The 18,349-nt window shown below is 36.5% G+C and carries 21 protein-coding genes; 3 read left to right on the top strand and 18 right to left on the bottom strand.

The features are described from left to right. Nucleotides 1-260: 260 nt before the first annotated feature. The 8 genes from M3210_RS13365 to M3210_RS13330 all read right to left on the bottom strand — a co-directional run bounded on the left by M3210_RS13365 (nt 261) and on the right by M3210_RS13330 (nt 8,103). A complete protein-coding gene (locus M3210_RS13365) occupies nt 261-1,487 on the bottom strand; it encodes a hypothetical protein (RefSeq protein WP_251515312.1) in 1,227 nt (408 codons plus the stop codon). Continuing rightward, the gene (locus tag M3210_RS13360) at nt 1,487-2,638 is read right to left on the bottom strand and encodes a hypothetical protein (RefSeq protein ID WP_251515310.1); all 1,152 of its coding nucleotides are present in this window, start codon (nt 2,636-2,638) and stop codon (nt 1,487-1,489) included. The genes M3210_RS13365 and M3210_RS13360 overlap by 1 nt, the downstream gene beginning before the upstream one ends. Then, on the bottom strand, nt 2,616-3,491 hold the full coding sequence (locus M3210_RS13355; RefSeq protein WP_251515307.1) for an ABC transporter ATP-binding protein: 876 nt from the start codon (nt 3,489-3,491) through the stop codon (nt 2,616-2,618). The genes M3210_RS13360 and M3210_RS13355 overlap by 23 nt, the downstream gene beginning before the upstream one ends. After that, the gene (locus tag M3210_RS13350) at nt 3,478-4,251 is read right to left on the bottom strand and encodes a hypothetical protein (RefSeq protein ID WP_251515304.1); all 774 of its coding nucleotides are present in this window, start codon (nt 4,249-4,251) and stop codon (nt 3,478-3,480) included. Before M3210_RS13350 ends, M3210_RS13355 begins: the two co-directional genes overlap by 14 nt. After that, nucleotides 4,244-4,780: an RNA polymerase sigma factor gene (locus M3210_RS13345; protein WP_251515301.1), complete on the bottom strand. Its 537-nt coding sequence runs from the start codon at nt 4,778-4,780 to the stop codon at nt 4,244-4,246. Before M3210_RS13345 ends, M3210_RS13350 begins: the two co-directional genes overlap by 8 nt. 236 nt (nt 4,781-5,016) lie before the next feature. Then, a complete protein-coding gene (locus M3210_RS13340) occupies nt 5,017-6,216 on the bottom strand; it encodes an MFS transporter (RefSeq protein ID WP_251515298.1) in 1,200 nt (399 codons plus the stop codon). Nucleotides 6,217-6,740: 524 nt separating this feature from the next. Beyond that, complete coding sequence (locus M3210_RS13335; protein ID WP_251515295.1) at nt 6,741-7,439, bottom strand: Type 1 glutamine amidotransferase-like domain-containing protein; 699 nt, start codon at nt 7,437-7,439, stop codon at nt 6,741-6,743. Nucleotides 7,440-7,698: 259 nt separating this feature from the next. Then, nucleotides 7,699-8,103: a VOC family protein gene (locus M3210_RS13330; protein WP_251515293.1), complete on the bottom strand. Its 405-nt coding sequence runs from the start codon at nt 8,101-8,103 to the stop codon at nt 7,699-7,701. Between the two features lie 508 nt (nt 8,104-8,611). Between M3210_RS13330 and M3210_RS13325 the strand changes: the two genes are divergently transcribed. The 3 genes from M3210_RS13325 to M3210_RS13315 all read left to right on the top strand — a co-directional run bounded on the left by M3210_RS13325 (nt 8,612) and on the right by M3210_RS13315 (nt 13,201). Then, nucleotides 8,612-9,838: an ElyC/SanA/YdcF family protein gene (locus tag M3210_RS13325; RefSeq protein WP_251515291.1), complete on the top strand. Its 1,227-nt coding sequence runs from the start codon at nt 8,612-8,614 to the stop codon at nt 9,836-9,838. 21 nt (nt 9,839-9,859) lie between these two features. Continuing rightward, nucleotides 9,860-10,675, top strand: coding sequence for an endonuclease/exonuclease/phosphatase family protein (locus M3210_RS13320; protein ID WP_251515288.1), 816 nt, complete (start codon nt 9,860-9,862; stop codon nt 10,673-10,675). 285 nt (nt 10,676-10,960) lie between these two features. Beyond that, complete coding sequence (locus M3210_RS13315) at nt 10,961-13,201, top strand: glycoside hydrolase family 84 protein (RefSeq protein WP_251515285.1); 2,241 nt, start codon at nt 10,961-10,963, stop codon at nt 13,199-13,201. Nucleotides 13,202-13,454: 253 nt separating this feature from the next. Here M3210_RS13315 and M3210_RS13310 read toward each other — a convergent pair whose 3' ends face one another. The 10 genes from M3210_RS13310 to M3210_RS13265 form a co-directional block, all read right to left on the bottom strand. Beyond that, entirely contained in the window at nt 13,455-13,820 is a 366-nt protein-coding gene (locus M3210_RS13310) for a hypothetical protein (RefSeq protein WP_251515282.1), read from the bottom strand. Between the two features lie 50 nt (nt 13,821-13,870). Further along, complete coding sequence (locus M3210_RS13305; protein WP_251515279.1) at nt 13,871-14,248, bottom strand: VOC family protein; 378 nt, start codon at nt 14,246-14,248, stop codon at nt 13,871-13,873. Nucleotides 14,249-14,293: 45 nt separating this feature from the next. Continuing rightward, nucleotides 14,294-14,758, bottom strand: a complete 465-nt coding sequence (locus tag M3210_RS13300; protein ID WP_251515275.1) for a GNAT family N-acetyltransferase — start codon at nt 14,756-14,758, stop codon at nt 14,294-14,296. A 33-nt stretch (nt 14,759-14,791) separates the two neighbouring features. Then, entirely contained in the window at nt 14,792-14,941 is a 150-nt protein-coding gene (locus M3210_RS13295) for a hypothetical protein (protein ID WP_251515273.1), read from the bottom strand. A 91-nt stretch (nt 14,942-15,032) separates the two neighbouring features. Next, the gene (locus tag M3210_RS13290; RefSeq protein ID WP_251515270.1) at nt 15,033-15,227 is read right to left on the bottom strand and encodes a hypothetical protein; all 195 of its coding nucleotides are present in this window, start codon (nt 15,225-15,227) and stop codon (nt 15,033-15,035) included. Nucleotides 15,228-15,254: 27 nt separating this feature from the next. Then, on the bottom strand, nt 15,255-15,587 hold the full coding sequence (locus M3210_RS13285) for a hypothetical protein (RefSeq protein ID WP_251515267.1): 333 nt from the start codon (nt 15,585-15,587) through the stop codon (nt 15,255-15,257). A gap of 182 nt (nt 15,588-15,769) precedes the next feature. Beyond that, nucleotides 15,770-15,967 carry a hypothetical protein gene (locus M3210_RS13280; RefSeq protein WP_251515264.1) on the bottom strand — a complete coding sequence of 66 codons (198 nt, stop codon included), beginning with the start codon at nt 15,965-15,967 and terminating at the stop codon, nt 15,770-15,772. Nucleotides 15,968-16,169: 202 nt separating this feature from the next. Continuing rightward, complete coding sequence (locus M3210_RS13275) at nt 16,170-17,096, bottom strand: hypothetical protein (RefSeq protein ID WP_251515261.1); 927 nt, start codon at nt 17,094-17,096, stop codon at nt 16,170-16,172. A 95-nt stretch (nt 17,097-17,191) separates the two neighbouring features. Beyond that, on the bottom strand, nt 17,192-17,626 hold the full coding sequence (locus M3210_RS13270; RefSeq protein ID WP_251515258.1) for a GNAT family N-acetyltransferase: 435 nt from the start codon (nt 17,624-17,626) through the stop codon (nt 17,192-17,194). 90 nt (nt 17,627-17,716) lie between these two features. Beyond that, entirely contained in the window at nt 17,717-18,223 is a 507-nt protein-coding gene (locus M3210_RS13265) for a hypothetical protein (RefSeq protein ID WP_349774359.1), read from the bottom strand. Between the last annotated feature and the right edge of the window lie 126 nt (nt 18,224-18,349).

Raw genomic sequence — 18,349 nt, 5'->3', positions numbered from 1 at the left:
CATAATCTATCCTTTCCTCTTTCACTATACTGCCCCTTTTTGCTAAAGAACAATATTTCACAAACACTATATAAATTAGATGCGAATTTCAACAAACATCTTTAGGATAACATCTACACTTTGCTTAAAAACCTGTATGATTTATGGAGCCCATCTCACAAAAACTCCCCTTAGATAAAAATCTAAAGGGAGAGACCGATGCTACTTTCCTATTCGAGAGGAGAAAATATTAGGGACAGAAAAACATCCCTGACGATCAATCAATTCAACAAATCCTTATCTTGCTGTCGAACACAATGAATAATCGGTAAACTGATACAAATAACCAGCAGAAGAATTCCTGTATATATTTCAATCATCGGTATTTTTGTCCATTGATACAATTCATTTTTGAGATAAAATGCATCTTTAAGCACTAGGTTAGCAATGTAAATAAATACAAACCCCACCGGAATGATTTTCATTAGTAATGATAAATAATGTTGACTCGTTTGAGAGAGGAATAAGAGAACTCCGCTAAAAGCCATCCCAATCAAATAAACCAACAAGACAACGTTCACCATCCATTGTGCAAATGTCCATTGATAAAAAGATAGTAATAGAGGATCTTCATTACCGATAAAGAATGAGTTCAATCCATTTGAGAAGTATTGTGTGAAATCAGTAAAATACAGCAAACTTCCAAAAAATCCTACGATACAAGTAATCAATAGGAAACTAGCAATTATGCCACTAGCAAACTGTGTCCAAAGTATTTTTCGTCCATGACGACTGCTCCATTGAATTGTTTGTACTCTTAACAAGCGATCTCTAACAAAAACAGCAGGAATCAATAAAGACGATAGAAAAATAAAAAGTTTAAGAATATCTTCGAAATAACCAGCAAAGGTACGCGATAATTCAGTAGGCAATATGTTGCGCCAACCTTCCTCGGTAAATAATGTTTCCGAAAGTCTTTCTTTTTCATTTTCTGTATAGTATTCATTGCTGAGGAATATGTCCGATGCATCAAATTGCTCCATAGAGTGAAGTAAGCCTTGTAAGACGAAGATTTGACTCACCATTGAATCACCTGTATCCTCTAATAGATCTTTCAGAATTGCATCTTTTTGTTTAACAATTTCTAACTCTTCTTCATTCATTTCGTTGATGGCCCCACCGGAAGCATTTTCTTGATACCATGACTCAAACTCCGCATATTTACCAAGTTGAAGTTGTTTGGCAATAGGGTTCTCCGAGACAATCTTGTCTGCTTTTTTGATAAGGGTACTATACTCCGTTTCTATTTCTGCTATTTCCTCCTCCTCAAGCGTTTGCCCAAAACGATTTTGCCAATCGGAAGCGTGATTATAAATAGGAATCGCATCACCATTCGGCCAATACGTATGGATGAAACTCAGATCTATATTGTAAGACACAATCGTTATCAAGAGTGCTACAAGAAATAACATCGGTTGAAATAACTTTTTAAACTCAACAGAAAACACTATTTTACCTCCTTTGTGGCATAGAACTTACTTGTTAAAAGACCGCCTAATATTAAGAGAAATAGGTTAATGATCGTCGCAATCGATTCTTGCCAAGGAATGATTGAGTAAGGCCCCATTTCTGTAAACCAGTAGCCTTGTACTCTCCATAAGGAAATTGGATGCCACATCAATAGTGAATGCATATTCCACCAACCGAATTGATAAATGAATTGTTCCAATCCCAGAAAGACAACATAAATGACAACGAATACAATAAATCCGCGAAATAGATGATTTGTCCAGATGCCTACAAGAAAATTAAACCCATGACAGAGAATGACCAATAAACCTCCTAATAAAATAGACAATATTGTATAGTTTACCAATGTCATTGGTTGCCAAGTTATAAAGGGGACTTCCAGCAAATAAGGAATATAAACATTTATATGAAATAGTGTCGACATACTCGTTTGCCATAATGATCCAATAGGGTGTAGATGATTAAAAATACCAAACGTCAATATGACCATCATTATGTAAAAAAGACTTGTGATGATAAGGCTCGCTATGTATTTACTTATTTGTGTTTTTCGCCCTGTTTTTGAGGTCATCACTAACATATCTGTTTTCGTGAAACGCTCTGAAGTACTGCCATACAACCCTAGTAATATAGCAAAGATTAGACTCTCTCCTAAAATCGCACGAAATAATCGATTTCTTATAAAGGTGAAAAAGCTCATTGTTTCTCCTGCTGCTCCCACTTCCAAGGCAGCTTGCTCTTCGCCTAATTCACTTGCAACGGGGGTTAATTTCTCGTATTTTGTCTTCATCCTTTCAGCAACTGCACCTTGAATTTTATAAAAACCGATGATCTGTTGTCCCATTGCTTCTGTTGAGTAATCTTGAAAAATATTTTCTAGTTCAGCTGTTTCTGTCAGTAACCGCTGTTGTTTTCTACTCGTAGACTGATTGGAAAGTTTTTCACGGAAATCAGATGTAACTAAATTTCCTGTTTTCAATTCTGTTTCCTGAACATAATTTAAATAGGATTGGTCGAGTCCCGCTGTTAAAATATAGATTGTATTTAACGATAAACAAGCAATAAAAAACAAAAGAATCATAGGCTGTTCAACTAGTTTACGAATTTCAAAGGGGATAATTCGCAACATCCTCAGCCACCCCATCTCGATAAATGTACAGAAATGCATCTTCCAAACTTGGGCGTACTTCCAGTCCTTCCTTTGGGGTGAATGGACTGGCTATTCTCAGTAAATGACCTTCATCGCTTTCTGTCTCACTTAATAGCAATTGCTCCCCCGTTAATTGATAAGTAGCAGGAACTTCAAAAATTTTCCCTTGTACCGATCGAGTAATTTGCGAAGGTGTATCACAACAGTACAAACGATGATTCTTAATCATAATGATTTGTTTGGCAATCGTCTCCACATCCGAAACGATATGTGTAGACAAAATGACAATCCTGTCTTGAGCAAGACGATGGATTAAATTACGAAAACGAACACGTTCTTTTGGGTCTAAGCCTGCTGTCGGCTCATCTAAAATGAGTAACTTCGGGTTATTTAACATCGCTTGAGCAATTCCTACCCGTTGGATCATCCCTCCTGAAAAACGTTTCATTTTCTTGTTTTTCACATCGGAAAGTGCAACAAGTTCTAGTAGCTCATCAATCTTTTCTTTTGCTTCTTGCTTATTCATTTTCTGTAATGCTGCAATATATAATAAAAATCTTGTAGGAGTATAATTGCCGTAATAACCAAATTCTTGTGGCAAGTATCCTATTTTTCCCCGATAGTCCGCTCCAAGTTCTGTAATCGCTTGTCCATTCCATAAGATTTCACCGGAAGTTGGGAATAGAAGAGTTGTAATCATTTTTAATAGTGTCGTTTTTCCTGCACCATTTGGAGACAATAACCCATAAACACCATTTTCAAAAGTCAACGAAATATCCTTCAAAATTAGATTGGAATTAAACTTCTTACTCACCTGATTAAGCACTAACATAGGTAATCGTTCCTTCCTTTTTCATAAAGTAGTTGTGACGCAATAAATAGAAATATAAAACTACTAATACAAAAGTAAGCACTGTGACAATTGAAATTGGCAGATACATCAGAAGCTGAGCAATCCAGTCTTGTTTCCAAACAAAGAGAACTCCCACAACACCCCATATCATTGGAGTCACCCAATGACTGCAACGCATCGGTATTTTGTATTCTAAAAGGAGTTGAATATTCGCAAATAAGAACAAGGAAGAAAACGACAGACTGAACAATCTCATCAACGAAAGTTCTTGACCAAGCAATTGCCAAATCAGTAGATTACTCCCGACAGACACAATTAAAGAAATCCCACTAAACGCCAACATACGTAAAATGAGTAGTTCCTTCAAAGAAACTCGTAGTGTCATTTTTAATTCGAAGGTTCCTAACAGTCTTTCTTTCCACATTCCAAGAAAATACAAGAGTGCATAACAAAGAGGTGACGCCATAAATATAGTAAAATAAATATCATCAAGGTCATTCTCAAGTAAGTGATGTAGATCGGGAAAATATAGTATCCCGACTCCTACCAATAAAAGGCCAACGATAAATAAAATATCTCCCATTCCCCAAAATAGATAGCGGAAACCAACTTCTTGAAAATAAGAACGAAGAAACTGGCTAAACGTTACTGGACGAAGATTGACTTCTTTTAAGATAAAAGCAATGCTTTTTTCTTTTTCATCCTGCGTGAATGGGATATTGTTTTTCTCACTATTCATGTTCAGGAAACTCCTCTCTAATTTTTTTAATCAGCCGATAGTATTGGGCTTTGATTCGCTCTTCCTTTTGAGCAAGTAATGAAGCAATCTCTGGAAATGATAATTCCCCATAGACTCTTAATCGGAAGACTTCCTGAATCTCCGGACGAAAGCTTGCAACATATTGATTAATCGCCCCTAATAGTTCCTTCTGATACAAACTTTCATTAAAATCCTTTTCTTCAATCCACCCTTCATCTTTCAATTCTGACCAAGTCATCTTCACCTTGCGTCGTGCATCAATGACTTTATAGGTTCCAATACGGAAGAGCCATGTTCTAAAGGATGATTTGCGATCATCATATGAACTCAATCCTTTTAAAGCAGCGATAAAAACGTCCTGTGTTAAATCAAGAGCGTCATTTCCGTTACCTACTTGACGATAAAGATAAAAGTACAGGTCGTCGTAATAACGTCGTATCAATTCATCCGCAGCTTGATCCGAACCTTTTTTTAATATGTAACGAATTAAACGCTTATCGGTTAACACCTTTCAGCTCCTTTCTACTTCATTCATACCTATATTCGAAATCCATCTTACAATCGTTGCACTTTTTCCACTTTTTATTTTTTAGAAAATAATCTTGATATCTTTAATCTATTTAACCATAATAAAAAAATCGCTGAGCTGGTGTGAAGATTTTTATTATAGAACTGGCTGGATAATCTATTAGATTTAACCAGCCAGTTTTTGCTCTATCTATTAACCATTGAAAGAAAGTATCCTCAATAATAATAGGCTTTTTTCGACTTATCCCATATAACCCAATTCACAATGAATCCTAATACCAAGAATGCAAATGAGCCTATAATATACACAAACCGAATACCGTATAACTCAGAAAAAACTCCAACTATTCCTGTGAATAGGATAATTAATAATGCCTCTAACACCCCAAAAAAACTAGAGAATCTCCCCATAATTTCGGCATGTACGTTGTTTTGATAAAATGTTAAGAACCCCGTATTTGCGTATGACAAGGCGAACGTTAATATAAAAAATCCTATGGATGCCGTAATAAAACCCTGCGAAAATGCAAAGATCAAATAACCAAGTGGTGTAAAGATTGCACCAAAACCAATAAGCGCTCTCACTTTCAACGTATTAGCGAGCAAAGCATTTGATAGTGAGCCAAAGATAATCCCGATTCCTGCGACACTTACAAGAAAACCATAGGTACTCTCAGATAAAAAAAGAACTTTTGTTGCAAATGCAGCTTCTAAAGAGTCCAACGCAGTCATACAAACTGTAACTCCGCTAAAGAGAACATAAACCAATGTTATATGCGTGTTTGATTTACTAAAACGGAGGATTTCTCTCCAATCATTTTTGATTACGGCAATGCCAACTTTTTGAGAAATAACTTCCCCTTTTAATTCTAAATTGGGAAGTAAAAAGATGATCACCGCTGATATACATAATGCTAAAGCATTTAGCTGGATTGCCAGATATATGATAAATAAACCCCCTGCAATGGAAGGCCCCAAAATAAAGCCACTTGAATTAATGAAATTTCGAAATGCATTAAATCTTTGTCTATCTTTCTTATCTATCAGCTTCGTCATATATACCATAGATGTAGGACCAAAAATGGAACTCGCAATATTGATGATAAAAACCCACACATAAATTAGGATCAGGGATTCAATCAACGGGAGGAAAAATATGAACAATGCTCTGATTATGTCTAAGAAAATCATTAAGTTCCTTTTATTCAACCTGTCAATAAAACTTCCTGACCAAAAATTTGTGCATAAAGCAGCAATCGGTAAAAGGATATAAAGGACAGATACCGCTAATGCCGATCCTGTCATATCCAAAATAATCAAGTTAAGCGCAATCAAATAGATCCAGGCACCTAAATTGGATACGCCAATACCTAATAAAAGTAATAAGGGATTTCTCCACTTCATCAGTTTCAACATGGATTCCACTCCTAAATTCAATATTGATAGCCATTAAAAAAGAGCCCCACCCCCAAGTCATTAGACTTGAGGACGAGACTCCTGAATTCAGAAGTTCGTGGTGCCACCTCAATTTGTTTTTGTGTCGCCACGAAAACCTTTTCGAGTACTTCTGCACAATAGATTGCAGGTCATACTCTATCTCTTTAACGGGAGAAACCGGCACATCATCCATCTAAAACAGACAATTTCCTATGTGCAGCTCCAAGGCTTGGTTCCATGTGCTCCTACATCCTCCATCCCAGCTAACGGAGTTCTCTGTCATGCTTAAGCACATATACTCTCCACATCGCTTTTAGATTTAGGAATATTTTACCACAATTCTATGAAATGTGGAGTAGGATTTTTAGTTGAATGTACAATCCTCTAACACTATCATTCTTATTCCAGATACAATGAGTACACCTAAGAACCCTCCAATAATTAAACTAATCATAAGTTACCGATTTACGTCTTCATTTCCCCATAAACTCATTTCATTTAGTTCAATAAGAACCTAAAAATTCTGTCTGAAGTGTTGCCTCAACAACTTCAGTTTCGAAGGAAACACTATACGCCTTAGCGTTAGGCCTTGAGCTAACTATTTTACTAATTCCTTGTTCCTTGTAATGAATAGCAACTCCATCATCAACCGCGACCCCTGCTTGTATTTCTTTTGATTCGATAAGTTTGTGATATGTAGGTCTTCTATCTATTTCTCCATCGTAATGCGGACAATTACTCCCCTTCAAGAAACCCAAACATTTTATTGGTTCAAGTCCATCTCCATACGAGTCAGTAACTCCTTCTTCAAACCAACAAATGGAACCCGCACTTAACCCAGCTAAAATAACGCCTTGATTCCACGCTTTTCTTAAAATACTGTCTAACCCCCATTCTTTCCACAAAGCTAAAAGATTTTTAGTGTTTCCTCCACCAACGTAAACAATGTCCTTTTCTAAAATAAAGCCCTCAAGATCCCTTGTTGGAGGTTCAAATAAGGATAAATGGGATGGTTTACAATCTTGTTGATTAAAAAAGTTATAAAACCTTGATATATAATTTTCAGAATCTCCACTTGCAGTAGGGATAAAGCAAATTTGCGGATTAACTTTCTTTGCTTGTTTTAATATATACAAATCTAACAATGGATTATTGGGTTCCATTGAAAATCCACCACCACCAAGAGCAATTATTTGTCTCATTTACACACTCCTTTCAGAAGAAAGATTAAGTAATAAGTTCTACAAATCCATATATCATCCCTTCTTCCACAAACTTGCACACTTATTACAATAAATTCGACTAAAAGAGCGTTAGCCCTTCCTGGATTGGCGCCCCCGTTTGTTTAGGAGGAAATTAACCATTCCCCTTAGGGACAATGGTAAGCTGGACTACATTTTATAGTGCTATGTGATCTTGTTTCACTTATCCTAAGAGTATAAAGGCAGTACCTCTTTCTATTTAACGAACGGTAAACATCCAAGTAACTCCGAATTTATCCTTTAATGATCCGTGAAGTTTTGCAAAGAATGTAGGTTGTAGGTCCATATGAATGCTTCCTCCATTACTAAGCATGTTCCAAGCATTTTTCGCACGTTCTTTAGAATCTAATTCGACACTGATCGCGACTCTCCCTGAATCTGAAGACTCCTGCTTCATATCCGCCCCCAAAATGGTAGCAGATTCAGTTATCCTTACCTCTGCATGTAAAATTAGGTCTTTATCATTTTCAGCCACTATGAAATCAGGGTTTGCTGGCATTTCACTATATTTTTGAATCATAGTAATTTCTCCATCAAACGCTTTTTGATACAAGGTGAACGCTTCCTCACATTCCCGATTAAACATTAAATAAGGTTTTATCATTCATTCATTCTCCTTTCTTCTAATTACATATGAACGTATAAGTATGTTCATAAAAGCAATTCCCAAACATTTTCTATAATGCAAACCCGAATCAACTTCATTCAGATTTTTCCCTACTCCCTTCTTTTTGATGTACTAGTATTTTCGTGAATATCAGTAGTATTATATGTAATTTTAATATATAAATATATTTTCTCTTTCACTAACATTATACTTATTCAAATATTAAGTAAATCTATGTTTTCAATTGAATACCTTTAATAGAATTGTAATACTATAGCTTACCGAATTGAGATATAATTAAATAAATTAAGAATTTGGATTATATTCCATAAAATAGGAGGTGAACACGAATTACCCCAAAGCTCCCCCCACTTTACTTGAAGTGGCGAATTATATGAATTGAGGAACGCCAAGCAGACTCGAACTTTTAGAAACGCTTTAGGGGACAGGGGATCTGTAGTTAATTTCTAATCAATACAATACCTAGCGGGAGGTAATAGATAATATGAGAGTGAATTTGCAGTATATTGTATTGGTAATAATGACTTTTTTGCTGGTTGGATTATACGCTTGCGATGATAATACGGATCCAAACTCCAATGCAACTGTAGAAACACTGACCACGGAAGAAAACGCCGATGAGGAAACCAGTGATTCCAACAATAATTCCACTGATGAAGTCACACAAGCGGAAGATATAGAAGATTTGTTCAACCAAGTAAAAAACAACTCACCTACAAGTGAACGAATTCAGGCACTTCGCGATATCGCCATGCATTATTACTGGTATGGAGGAGATCTGAAAGTAGCCGAAGAAGAGATATTTAAAGGGATTACTTTGCATGGTGATTACGATGTGGTGGAGCAAGCTTTCAGACTTGCATCCGAAATCGACCCTTATGATACTGATTTGAAATATTCCCTCGCATCCACTCAAATTTTACAGAAGAAAATACCTGAAGCATTACAGACATACGAAGAAATTCTGAAATTTGATGATAAACATTTTAACGCCCAGCTTATGCATACTATCTATTCAAAAGTAGAAGACAATGAAGAGGATTATCAAGCTGGATTTGATAGATTAAAAGAGCTGGACGAGCAGAAGGCCGCAGCGTATGAGGAGAAAATTGAATTGGTAGAAACAATTACCAAAGAGGAATTGGTAACAGAAATTCCAACTGATTTACCTGAAACCGACCATGCTTTTGTCGTCCTTGGCTATGCTTTATCTGAGGACGGGGAAATGGAAGAGACCCTATTAGAGAGATTAAAAGTTGCAAAAGATGCAGCTGAAACATATCCAGATTCAAAAATAATTGTTACCGGAGGCGTTCCCAAAAAAGGAATTACAGAAGCTGATGTCATGTTCGACTGGCTTACGGAAAACGGCATAGAAGAGGAACGTATTTTTAAGGAAGACAGAGCAACGGATACTGTGGAAAATGCACTCTTTTCAATGGAAATTATTGATGAGGAAGATATCCAGGACATAACAATTATTTCAAGTGCAACACATATGCAGAGAGCGCTCACCATTTTCAACGAAGTTAATCAGATGATGGAAAAGAAAGGTGACGAACAAACAGACCGTGATATTTCAAATATTGTTTACATGGATTTCGAAAGCAATGAAGAGGCCGGCAATGTTTCCAAAGATGAAGAACTTGTTATATATCGCGACTTGATTAGAGCGACTGGCATTTGGCAGTTTCCTGGTGCACAGAGATAACGTGATAGGAGGAGAAGATATATGAGGAAAAAATTACTTTTCATCGTATTAATAAGCAGCCTCTTCATATTGGGGATGTCAGGTAGCGTCTTTGCAAAAGGAAAAGATAAATCTGTCCCCGTAAAGGTGATGTCTTATAACATACATCATGGAGTCGGACTGGATGAGGAACTAGATTTACAGCGTATCAGCAACGTAATTGAGAATACTGGAGCTGAAATTATCGGCATACAGGAAGTTGATAGGTTTTTTGGAGAAAGAAGCAATTTTGAAGATCAAGCAAGGAAGTTGGCAAGTCTCCTGGATTATCACTACGTATATGGAGCCAACCTTGATCTGCTGCCTGAAGAAGAATACGGGAACAACCGACAATATGGAACCGCAATTCTAAGCAAATACCCAATTATCGCATCCGAGAACATTCACTTAGTAAGCTTCGGGAATGAACAACGTGGATTACTGCGTGCAAAAATTAATATTAAAGGTGTCCATATTAATTTTTATAATACCCACCTTGGTCTCACAACTGAGGAACGCATAGTCCAAGTTGAAGAAATTGCCGAAGTTACCTCCTCATTTAACGAGCCAAGTGTATTAGTAGGTGATTTAAACGCGGAACCGGACAGTAAAGAATTTCGTACTTTGCTGGAACGGGCTGTTTTAAATGATACCTTTGCTAACGTGGAGGATGGGAATACATTCCCAGTAAGAGAATCTACTAAGAGGATTGATTATATTTTAACATCACCAACAATAAAGTATTTCAAACAAGAAGTCGTATACAGTGAAGCATCCGATCACCTACCTATCGTCGTAGATTTACTAATTAGAAGGTGAACCTTAGGGAGAACGACTTTTTAGGAATGACTGTTACTCTAACCTGCTTTTGATAGAGTCGATGAGGTGACTAACCATTAATGGTTAGTTACCTCTCAGACCACCGTCCGGTTTTGTAAACGACGGTTTGCCTTTAATATCACGATTCATAGGATGGGGATAGAAACTTTAATTCTATATAAATCCAAAGTTTCCATTTCCATAGAAGAAATTGAAGGTAAATGGCAAAGAAAAAGGATGAATCAGAAAAACCCCCATAAATCTTAGTAAGGATAGGTGATAGTTATGATTTGCATACAATCTATGAGCAAAAAGCTGTTGTTGGTTCTTTTCGGTACGGTACTCCTGATGTTAGCGCCAAACAATGATATAACCCACGCAATGAAGCAAAATAAGGATAATATCACCATTTCACCGACACCTCAACACTTGGAGGTAACGGGTAAAGGCTTTCCAATTACGCCGGTAGTCGGTCTGGTGGCAGGTGAAGACACCGATGAAGCAGCAATAAGAGAAGTCGAACAAGCTTTAAAGGATATAGACGTTAAGCGTATTATCCGCAGCACCCCCGGTGAACCAACACCAAATACGCCTGTAACGATTTGGATTGGGACTCCTTCAGATAATCCTGATATCACGGGCATTTTAAACGAATTAGGAGTTGATGGACCCCAGGCACTGAAGAAAGAAGGATACGTGCTGGCTACAAGCAACAACGGTGCAAAGCAAATCGTTCTTGCCGGGAAAGATAATGCAGGTACGTTTTATGCTGCCAAAACATTTGAACAGATCATTCTGGAGCGACCGGGACGTAGCTGGATACCGTCAGTCAGCATTCGCGATTGGCCTGAAATGCCTCTCCGAGGAACAATTGAAGGATTCTACGGTCAACCATGGTCGCATGAAGACAGGCTGAGCCAAATTGAATTTTATGGTCAAAACAAGATGAATACTTATGTTTATGCGCCAAAAGACGACCCATACCACCTCACCAAGTGGCGTGAACCATATCCTGAAGATCGCTTTAATCAACTAGAGGAACTTGTCCAGAAAAGCAAACAAAACCATGTGCAGTTTGTATTTGCGCTTTCTCCAGGATCGAGTGTTTGCTATTCGGGGAATGAGGATTTTACGCTGTTGATGGACAAGATGCAATCCATGTACGACATAGGCGTCCGCTCTTATGCGATTTTTTATGATGATATATCAGGTGAACTGCAGTGTGAAGAAGACCGGGAACGATTTGGGGATGAAGAAAGTCCGGCTGCTGCAGCTCAGGCATATTTGTTGAATCGCTTCCAGGAAGAATTCATTGAAACACATGAAGATACCGAACGGCTGATTACAGTGCCAACCGAATATTCTGGGCTTAATGAAACGGCCTATAAACAGCATTTCGGAGATCTGGTAAATCCGAATGTGATTGTTGATTGGACAGGCCCTGCTGTCGTATCACCTGAAATTACCGGAGAACAGGCGCAGAAAGCAGCAGACATATTTAATCATGATTTACTGCTTTGGGACAACTATCCGGTAAACGATTTTATGACAAGCCGGCTGTTCCTTGGCCCGCTGGAAAATCGTGATCGTGATCTAAACGAACATGGTGTACAGGGAATAACGGCCAATCCGATGATTCAGGCAGAAGCGTCAAAAATTGCACTCTATACGGTTGCCGATTATACATGGAACCCCGCTGATTACAATCCTGAAGCATCATGGGAACGCAGCCTCAAGGCGTTTGGAGGTGATGCAGCATCTACTTTAAAGTTGTTTTCCGAAAATTCTTATGCCTCCAATCTGAATGGCAACAAAGGAGCCCTTATACTATCAACGTTGATTGACGATTTCTGGGAGGCATATGAAACTGACAACCCTAGGGATGCAGCGAATCAATTGCTGGAAGAATTCAAGAAGTTTGAAGATACGCCAACCCTATTACAGGAGAACTTGGATAATAAAAATTTTCTAGACGAAACATCTGCTTGGCTCAAAAAGCTTGAAATACACGGAAAATCTGGGCAGGAAGCTGTGAAAATGATGATGGCTTTACAAAATAATGACCAAGAAACTGCAGACCAACATCGGGCAAATCTTGATGAGATACTTGCCAATGACACCATTAATCTGAAGCTTGACGAGCCTCGAGTGGCAACCAAAGCCCTTGATGGCGTAAACCGTTTCCGTGGAGCAGCAGAGCTCATACTGTATACACCTGAATACGGCGAGACAACTCGCACCAATATTTATGGCTATGAAATTACCGTTGTGGATGACACAGTAGTCAAAATGGGAGGAAACAACTCACCAATCCCAGATGACGGTTATGTGCTCAGCCTTCATGTCAGTAATTGGCTGGAGGACAATGCGATTATCGGTGCTAAAGTCAAGATTGAAAATGATGAAGTGACCTTAACGATTCCAGAGGGTGAATACACGATTCCGAATACCAAAGTAATGGCTCCGGGTGTAATGCAACCGTTTCTGGAAAAAGCGATAACGATTCATGCTGCTTCAAGTCAGTAAACATGAAAATGTGAACAGAGAAATTCGGGAGATTGGCGGGATAGAAATAAATGAAGCTGAAATGTTTCCTTTATTACCTTCCAATTTAATAGTTAGTTATACGAGGTTAAATAAAGAAAGGTAGAGGACTCTTACAAGAATTCTCTACCTTTCTCTTTTCTAAGCATTAATCTATTTGTCACAGGATGAAAATAGGCATGTAACTATTGCTTTTCGATTGAATAGATGGAGCACTTATTCTTGTGATCGAGAATTATAGTTGAAGAACAGTCATCAAAATCATCACTATACCAAAGACTAGAGAACTCCCTATCATCCATAAGGTGTGTAGATGCACAAAAGATTTCGCTACATGATTGCCCTTTACGATACTTATATTTTCAGCAACCTTTAAATGAAATGGAACAAAATACAAAGAAAAAAGAAATCCTCCTGATAATGATATGGATAAATAAGTTATTACAGAATTAGAGGTCAATTTCGCCACTAAATTGCCGATTATGAAGAATGGAATCCCAGCCCAGATAAAGAAAGTTACAGCTAATAATACCATTGCCATAACAAGCAACATAAAGTTCTTTTTAAATACTTCTAAATAATTATGAAGATATACACTCATTATCATCACTTCCAGATTCTTTAGGAATTGCAGCCTATCATACAAAGAAGTTAATTGTTTGATGTAATTCTCAAATAATATCCATCTGGATCTACTATTCTAAAATCAACCATTCCCCAAGATTGTTTCGTCAACTCCGACTGGATTGAATACCCCTTGGCAACCACATGATTATAAACTTCATATACATCCTCAACCTTTAAAACTATTTCTACACCTAAACCAACTTGCTGATCATCACGGGAAACTTTAAGGGGATGAGTATCAGGTAATTTTTCCATCTTTCCTAATCCTAAAACTACATCCCCTTTTCTAATTGATAGGTAATCTGATTTTATTTCTTTTGGTGCGTTAAATCCCAAAACATCACAATAAAATTCCATTGATCTTTCTAAGCTTTTAACAAACAATTCCAGTCTTAATTCCATTTTTAATCATATCCTTGTTTATCGATATTCATAGCTAATGAGTACTTATTTCAGCAATAAATTCATAATGAACTGTTCACCTATTGGACCGTTTTTTCTCTTGCCTGTATCTATAAAACCAACCTTTTCATAAAGCCGCTGAGCAGGTGTATTCCTATGATTGACTGCTAGTACAATCTCGTCACAATAAGGAAATTCATATTCAACAAAATCTCTTAGCTGGAGCATAGCTTGTTTAGCATATCCTCTTCCCTGCTTTGCGTGATTGATAGACAATGCCGTCAGCAACATGGCATTCGGGTTATCTGAATATTGCTTAACACGTTCCGTTTTATGTAATATAAAGAAACCTACAGGCTCATTATCATCTAATATAACAATCCGATATTCTTCTTTTTTCTCCTCTAAGACCTTGCTTGGTAATGCTGTGAACTTTGCTTGTTCATCAGGAAGATCAAATGAATGTAATGCTTCCACATATTCATCAGTGATATGTTTTAACTTCACCATTATTGCTCACCCCTATTTTTATCAGATGAGATTTTAACTCATATCTCGTTCTTCTAATAATTTCTCTAATTTATATGCAATAAAAATAACTGCCGCTACCCCTGCACCAATCATTACACCATCGGTTAAAAATCCGATAAATGCCCCAACTAAAACGAATGTTGTTATCTGTAATTTCATCATAGATTTTTCCCTTTCTCACCGAATCGTTTTCTTTGTACAACTCATGCTGTTCCTTGATTTAACACTCTCTATAGGCTGGTATATGTAAGTTTTATCTCTTCAACTTTTCTTCTAATTCTTTTTCGATTTCCTCGTTGCTGACTTCCTCTACTTCATCTTCTTGAATATTAAGATGTTTAGATATTTTTTCTAACTGCCTATTTATAGTCGACAGTCTATAACAAACATAGAAGATAATTGGTACGGCAAGAATTGTCCAAATCAATTCTGCAAGACTTATAAACATGTAGATCCCCCTTGTTTCCGTGCACCGTTAATTTAATAGTTTTACCTCCCTTGCCACTAAGCCTGGAGGGTCTCTTAGCGCTGCAATTGGTTGAAATTCAGCTTTAATTCTTTCACCTATTAATAATTCTCTATAGTCAATTTCCTCACCATTTGCATTTATTATTCTAGCGTTCTCTATATCCAATAATGCTCGTTTGTAACTTGGGTTGAATACTTTATTGCTCTCAATCCAAATAAACGTGTCTGTATCTTTTTCAATAATTGTAAATGTCTCTTCCTTTAATAGATCCGCAAATATAAAGAGGATTCCTGAACATAATATTATCGCAAACAACACTTTCACGAGAAGTTTTTTCACATCATGCAATCCTTTCCATTTGTTGAAAAAGAAAAGCTACAGCTTTTTTGAGCTAGCACACTAGATAAATCATCTCTATTTCATACTTTACCATAATTATCCAGAAGAGCATTACATATTTATTTACATTTGTTTATAGGGAGGATATCTTATCTACTGTTTTAATGAAGTGAAGCAAAATACTATTCATTGGCTTCATCCTTGGCTTTTCGGATATACATTCTTATTCCTGATACAATAAGTACCCCTAAGAACCCTCCGATAATTAAACTAACCATAAGTTGCCAATCTACAGCTTCATTTTTCCATAGACTCATTGCAAATATTGCTATAATTACTCCAGCAATATACCCCATACAAATTTTTAATGTATTTCTCACTCCATCCACCTCCAAATATTTAATTTGGTCATATATTTATATACGAATCAGGATTCTCTTTCGTTTCTATATTTCATTTTTTCTTTTTCTACTAACATGTCCATTAGTTGGACAAGAAAAAGAGCCGTCTATGCAGCTCAACGACCTTCAAGTAAAGCCCCTATTGTGCAAGGACCATACAATTTTAATAGATTAATTATTTTCACCTGTGTTGGTCAACAATGTTTTCCGGTTCCTTCTTGTTATTTTTCTTATTTCGCCATGCTTTAAACATTATCAATAGCGAGAATATATACAACCCCATGAAAATTGTATACAGATTGAAATAGGCAGGCAAAACTTCATCTGTACCTTCGACTGAAACAAAAGTATCATACATATTATTATTACGATAAGTAAGTGGCATACTTTCTTTGAAAGCATATTTGTAATACGTAGGTCGTGTTACAGCTTTTTTAGTAACATAATCGTTTCCCTCTTGATCTTGATAGCCAAGGAATAATTCGTACGTGGTGTACGACGCTCCTCTTTGAGTACGAATCTCAAGCAAGTCTCTGTCTAATAGAGTAGCAATTACTTCTGTTTGATTAATTTTATTTAATTTATTGAAAGCATTTGTAGCTGTCATTGTTACAAAGTACGCTCCTATTGAAATATAAGTGGCTAACACAATGGCTTTCAGCATCCTTAAAATTCTATTTAATAGGTTTAAAAGAGTTTGATTACCTTTGATAAATTTTATCTCTCTTAATAAGCCACCACCATATGCGAATACACCGAAATATAGGAATATAAAAATCGGGTTGGACACTCTTTTTTCAAATTGATTATCTTTGATTGTTAAGAAGGTTTCCCCTCTCCTTATTCCAGAAATTTGATCTCCTATTTGGATTGATTCAAATTGTTCTTTCGTAACCCTACTAGGTTGATCAGAGTTTGAAACAACGATTTCAAACCGTGGATATAAATACAAGCCTTTTTTGCTATATTTTTGTTCGATGATTTCTTCTACAGGTTCACCTTCAAAGATATTGATGTTATAGATATAATGGGTAGTAAATCCAGCTGCCATTACAACAAACATCATGAAAGTAGCCACATTTTTAAAGGTGATTGGTATATCTTTCATATCTCAACTTCCTATTACTATTTTTAACGAAAATGATGCCTAAAAGATGAAACCCGCTTGTACGAAAAATAATTTATGTTAGAGCTCCAGATCCTTCAATCTGAGACATCAAATTCTAGTCTTGATTTCCTGAATCCATTAAAAGCACGAAAACCTAGTTCTTCATAAAATGAACGAGATGAACTATTTGCTAGTAATTCAATTCTTGTGGTTGGGTATAGATTATGTAGATAGTAAATAAGTTTTTTCCCGATGCCTAAGCCTCTATACTTTTTATCAATAAGTAATTCACAAATAAATAAACTTATCCGTGTATCTGTAAGTCCCCTTACATATCCGATCACACCATCACCATCTATTTCAACAACATAAGCTACATTGGAATTTTTCCATGCTTCCTTTGTATCGGATTGATTCTCAACCAAATTAGTCCATCCTTCATCTTTGTTTAAATCTTGTATTTTATTAAAGTCTTTTTCTTCATATAGTCTTATTAATGCCTTTTTATTATCTCTTAGACATATTTCCATACTAGAGTCCCCCCAGGAATCTCTAAATTCATTCCCTTAACTATTGCACCCTATAGTTGAAGAAGGAAACAGAGTGCAGCTATATTCTACTTAATATGTACACCAAAAAACACTTTCAGCAATTGGTTCAATTTCCGATACCTTTATGAAATTCATTAAAATATCGGTCTCCCTCATTCCAACATATTCATCTTTATCAACGTTATAATATTGAGCTATTTCAACCTTATAAAATCCATTTTCTATATCGATCTTATATTTGGAACAATTTTCATCAGGAACTTCTTCATCTTCAAACTGAGCAGCCATTGTAAGACAGTCATAGTCCACTAAATATAATTGATTTTCCGTCACTTCTATATAACCTACCGCTCTCCTATAGCATTTCTGAGCAATTTCTTCTCTTCCTACTCTAACATCGACTCTCCAAGAATGTTCAATTCCTTCCTCAGTCATTTGAAAAACTAAAATATGCCCTTGTTTCATCTCATTTCCAAAATGCTGCAATAGATTATCTAACTCCCAATCTTCGTCTACGAATGAGTTGTATGTATCAGCATTTGCTACTCCAATAAAATTTGTATCACCAAAATTCATACAAAATTTCATCTTTCTCCCCCTTTGACACTCTAGCAATATATTACCATAAAATTCAAAACTCCCTGGCTCACTAACACTGCCCCGTCGGAAACCCATTTGAAATAACTCATTCACACAATCTTT

The organism is Oceanobacillus luteolus (assembly GCF_023715655.1).
In the GTDB taxonomy this organism is placed as follows: Bacteria; Bacillota; Bacilli; order Bacillales; family Amphibacillaceae; genus Oceanobacillus; species Oceanobacillus luteolus.
Note: the sequence above shows the minus strand (reverse complement) of the source record. Positions and strands in the feature narration are given on the sequence as shown.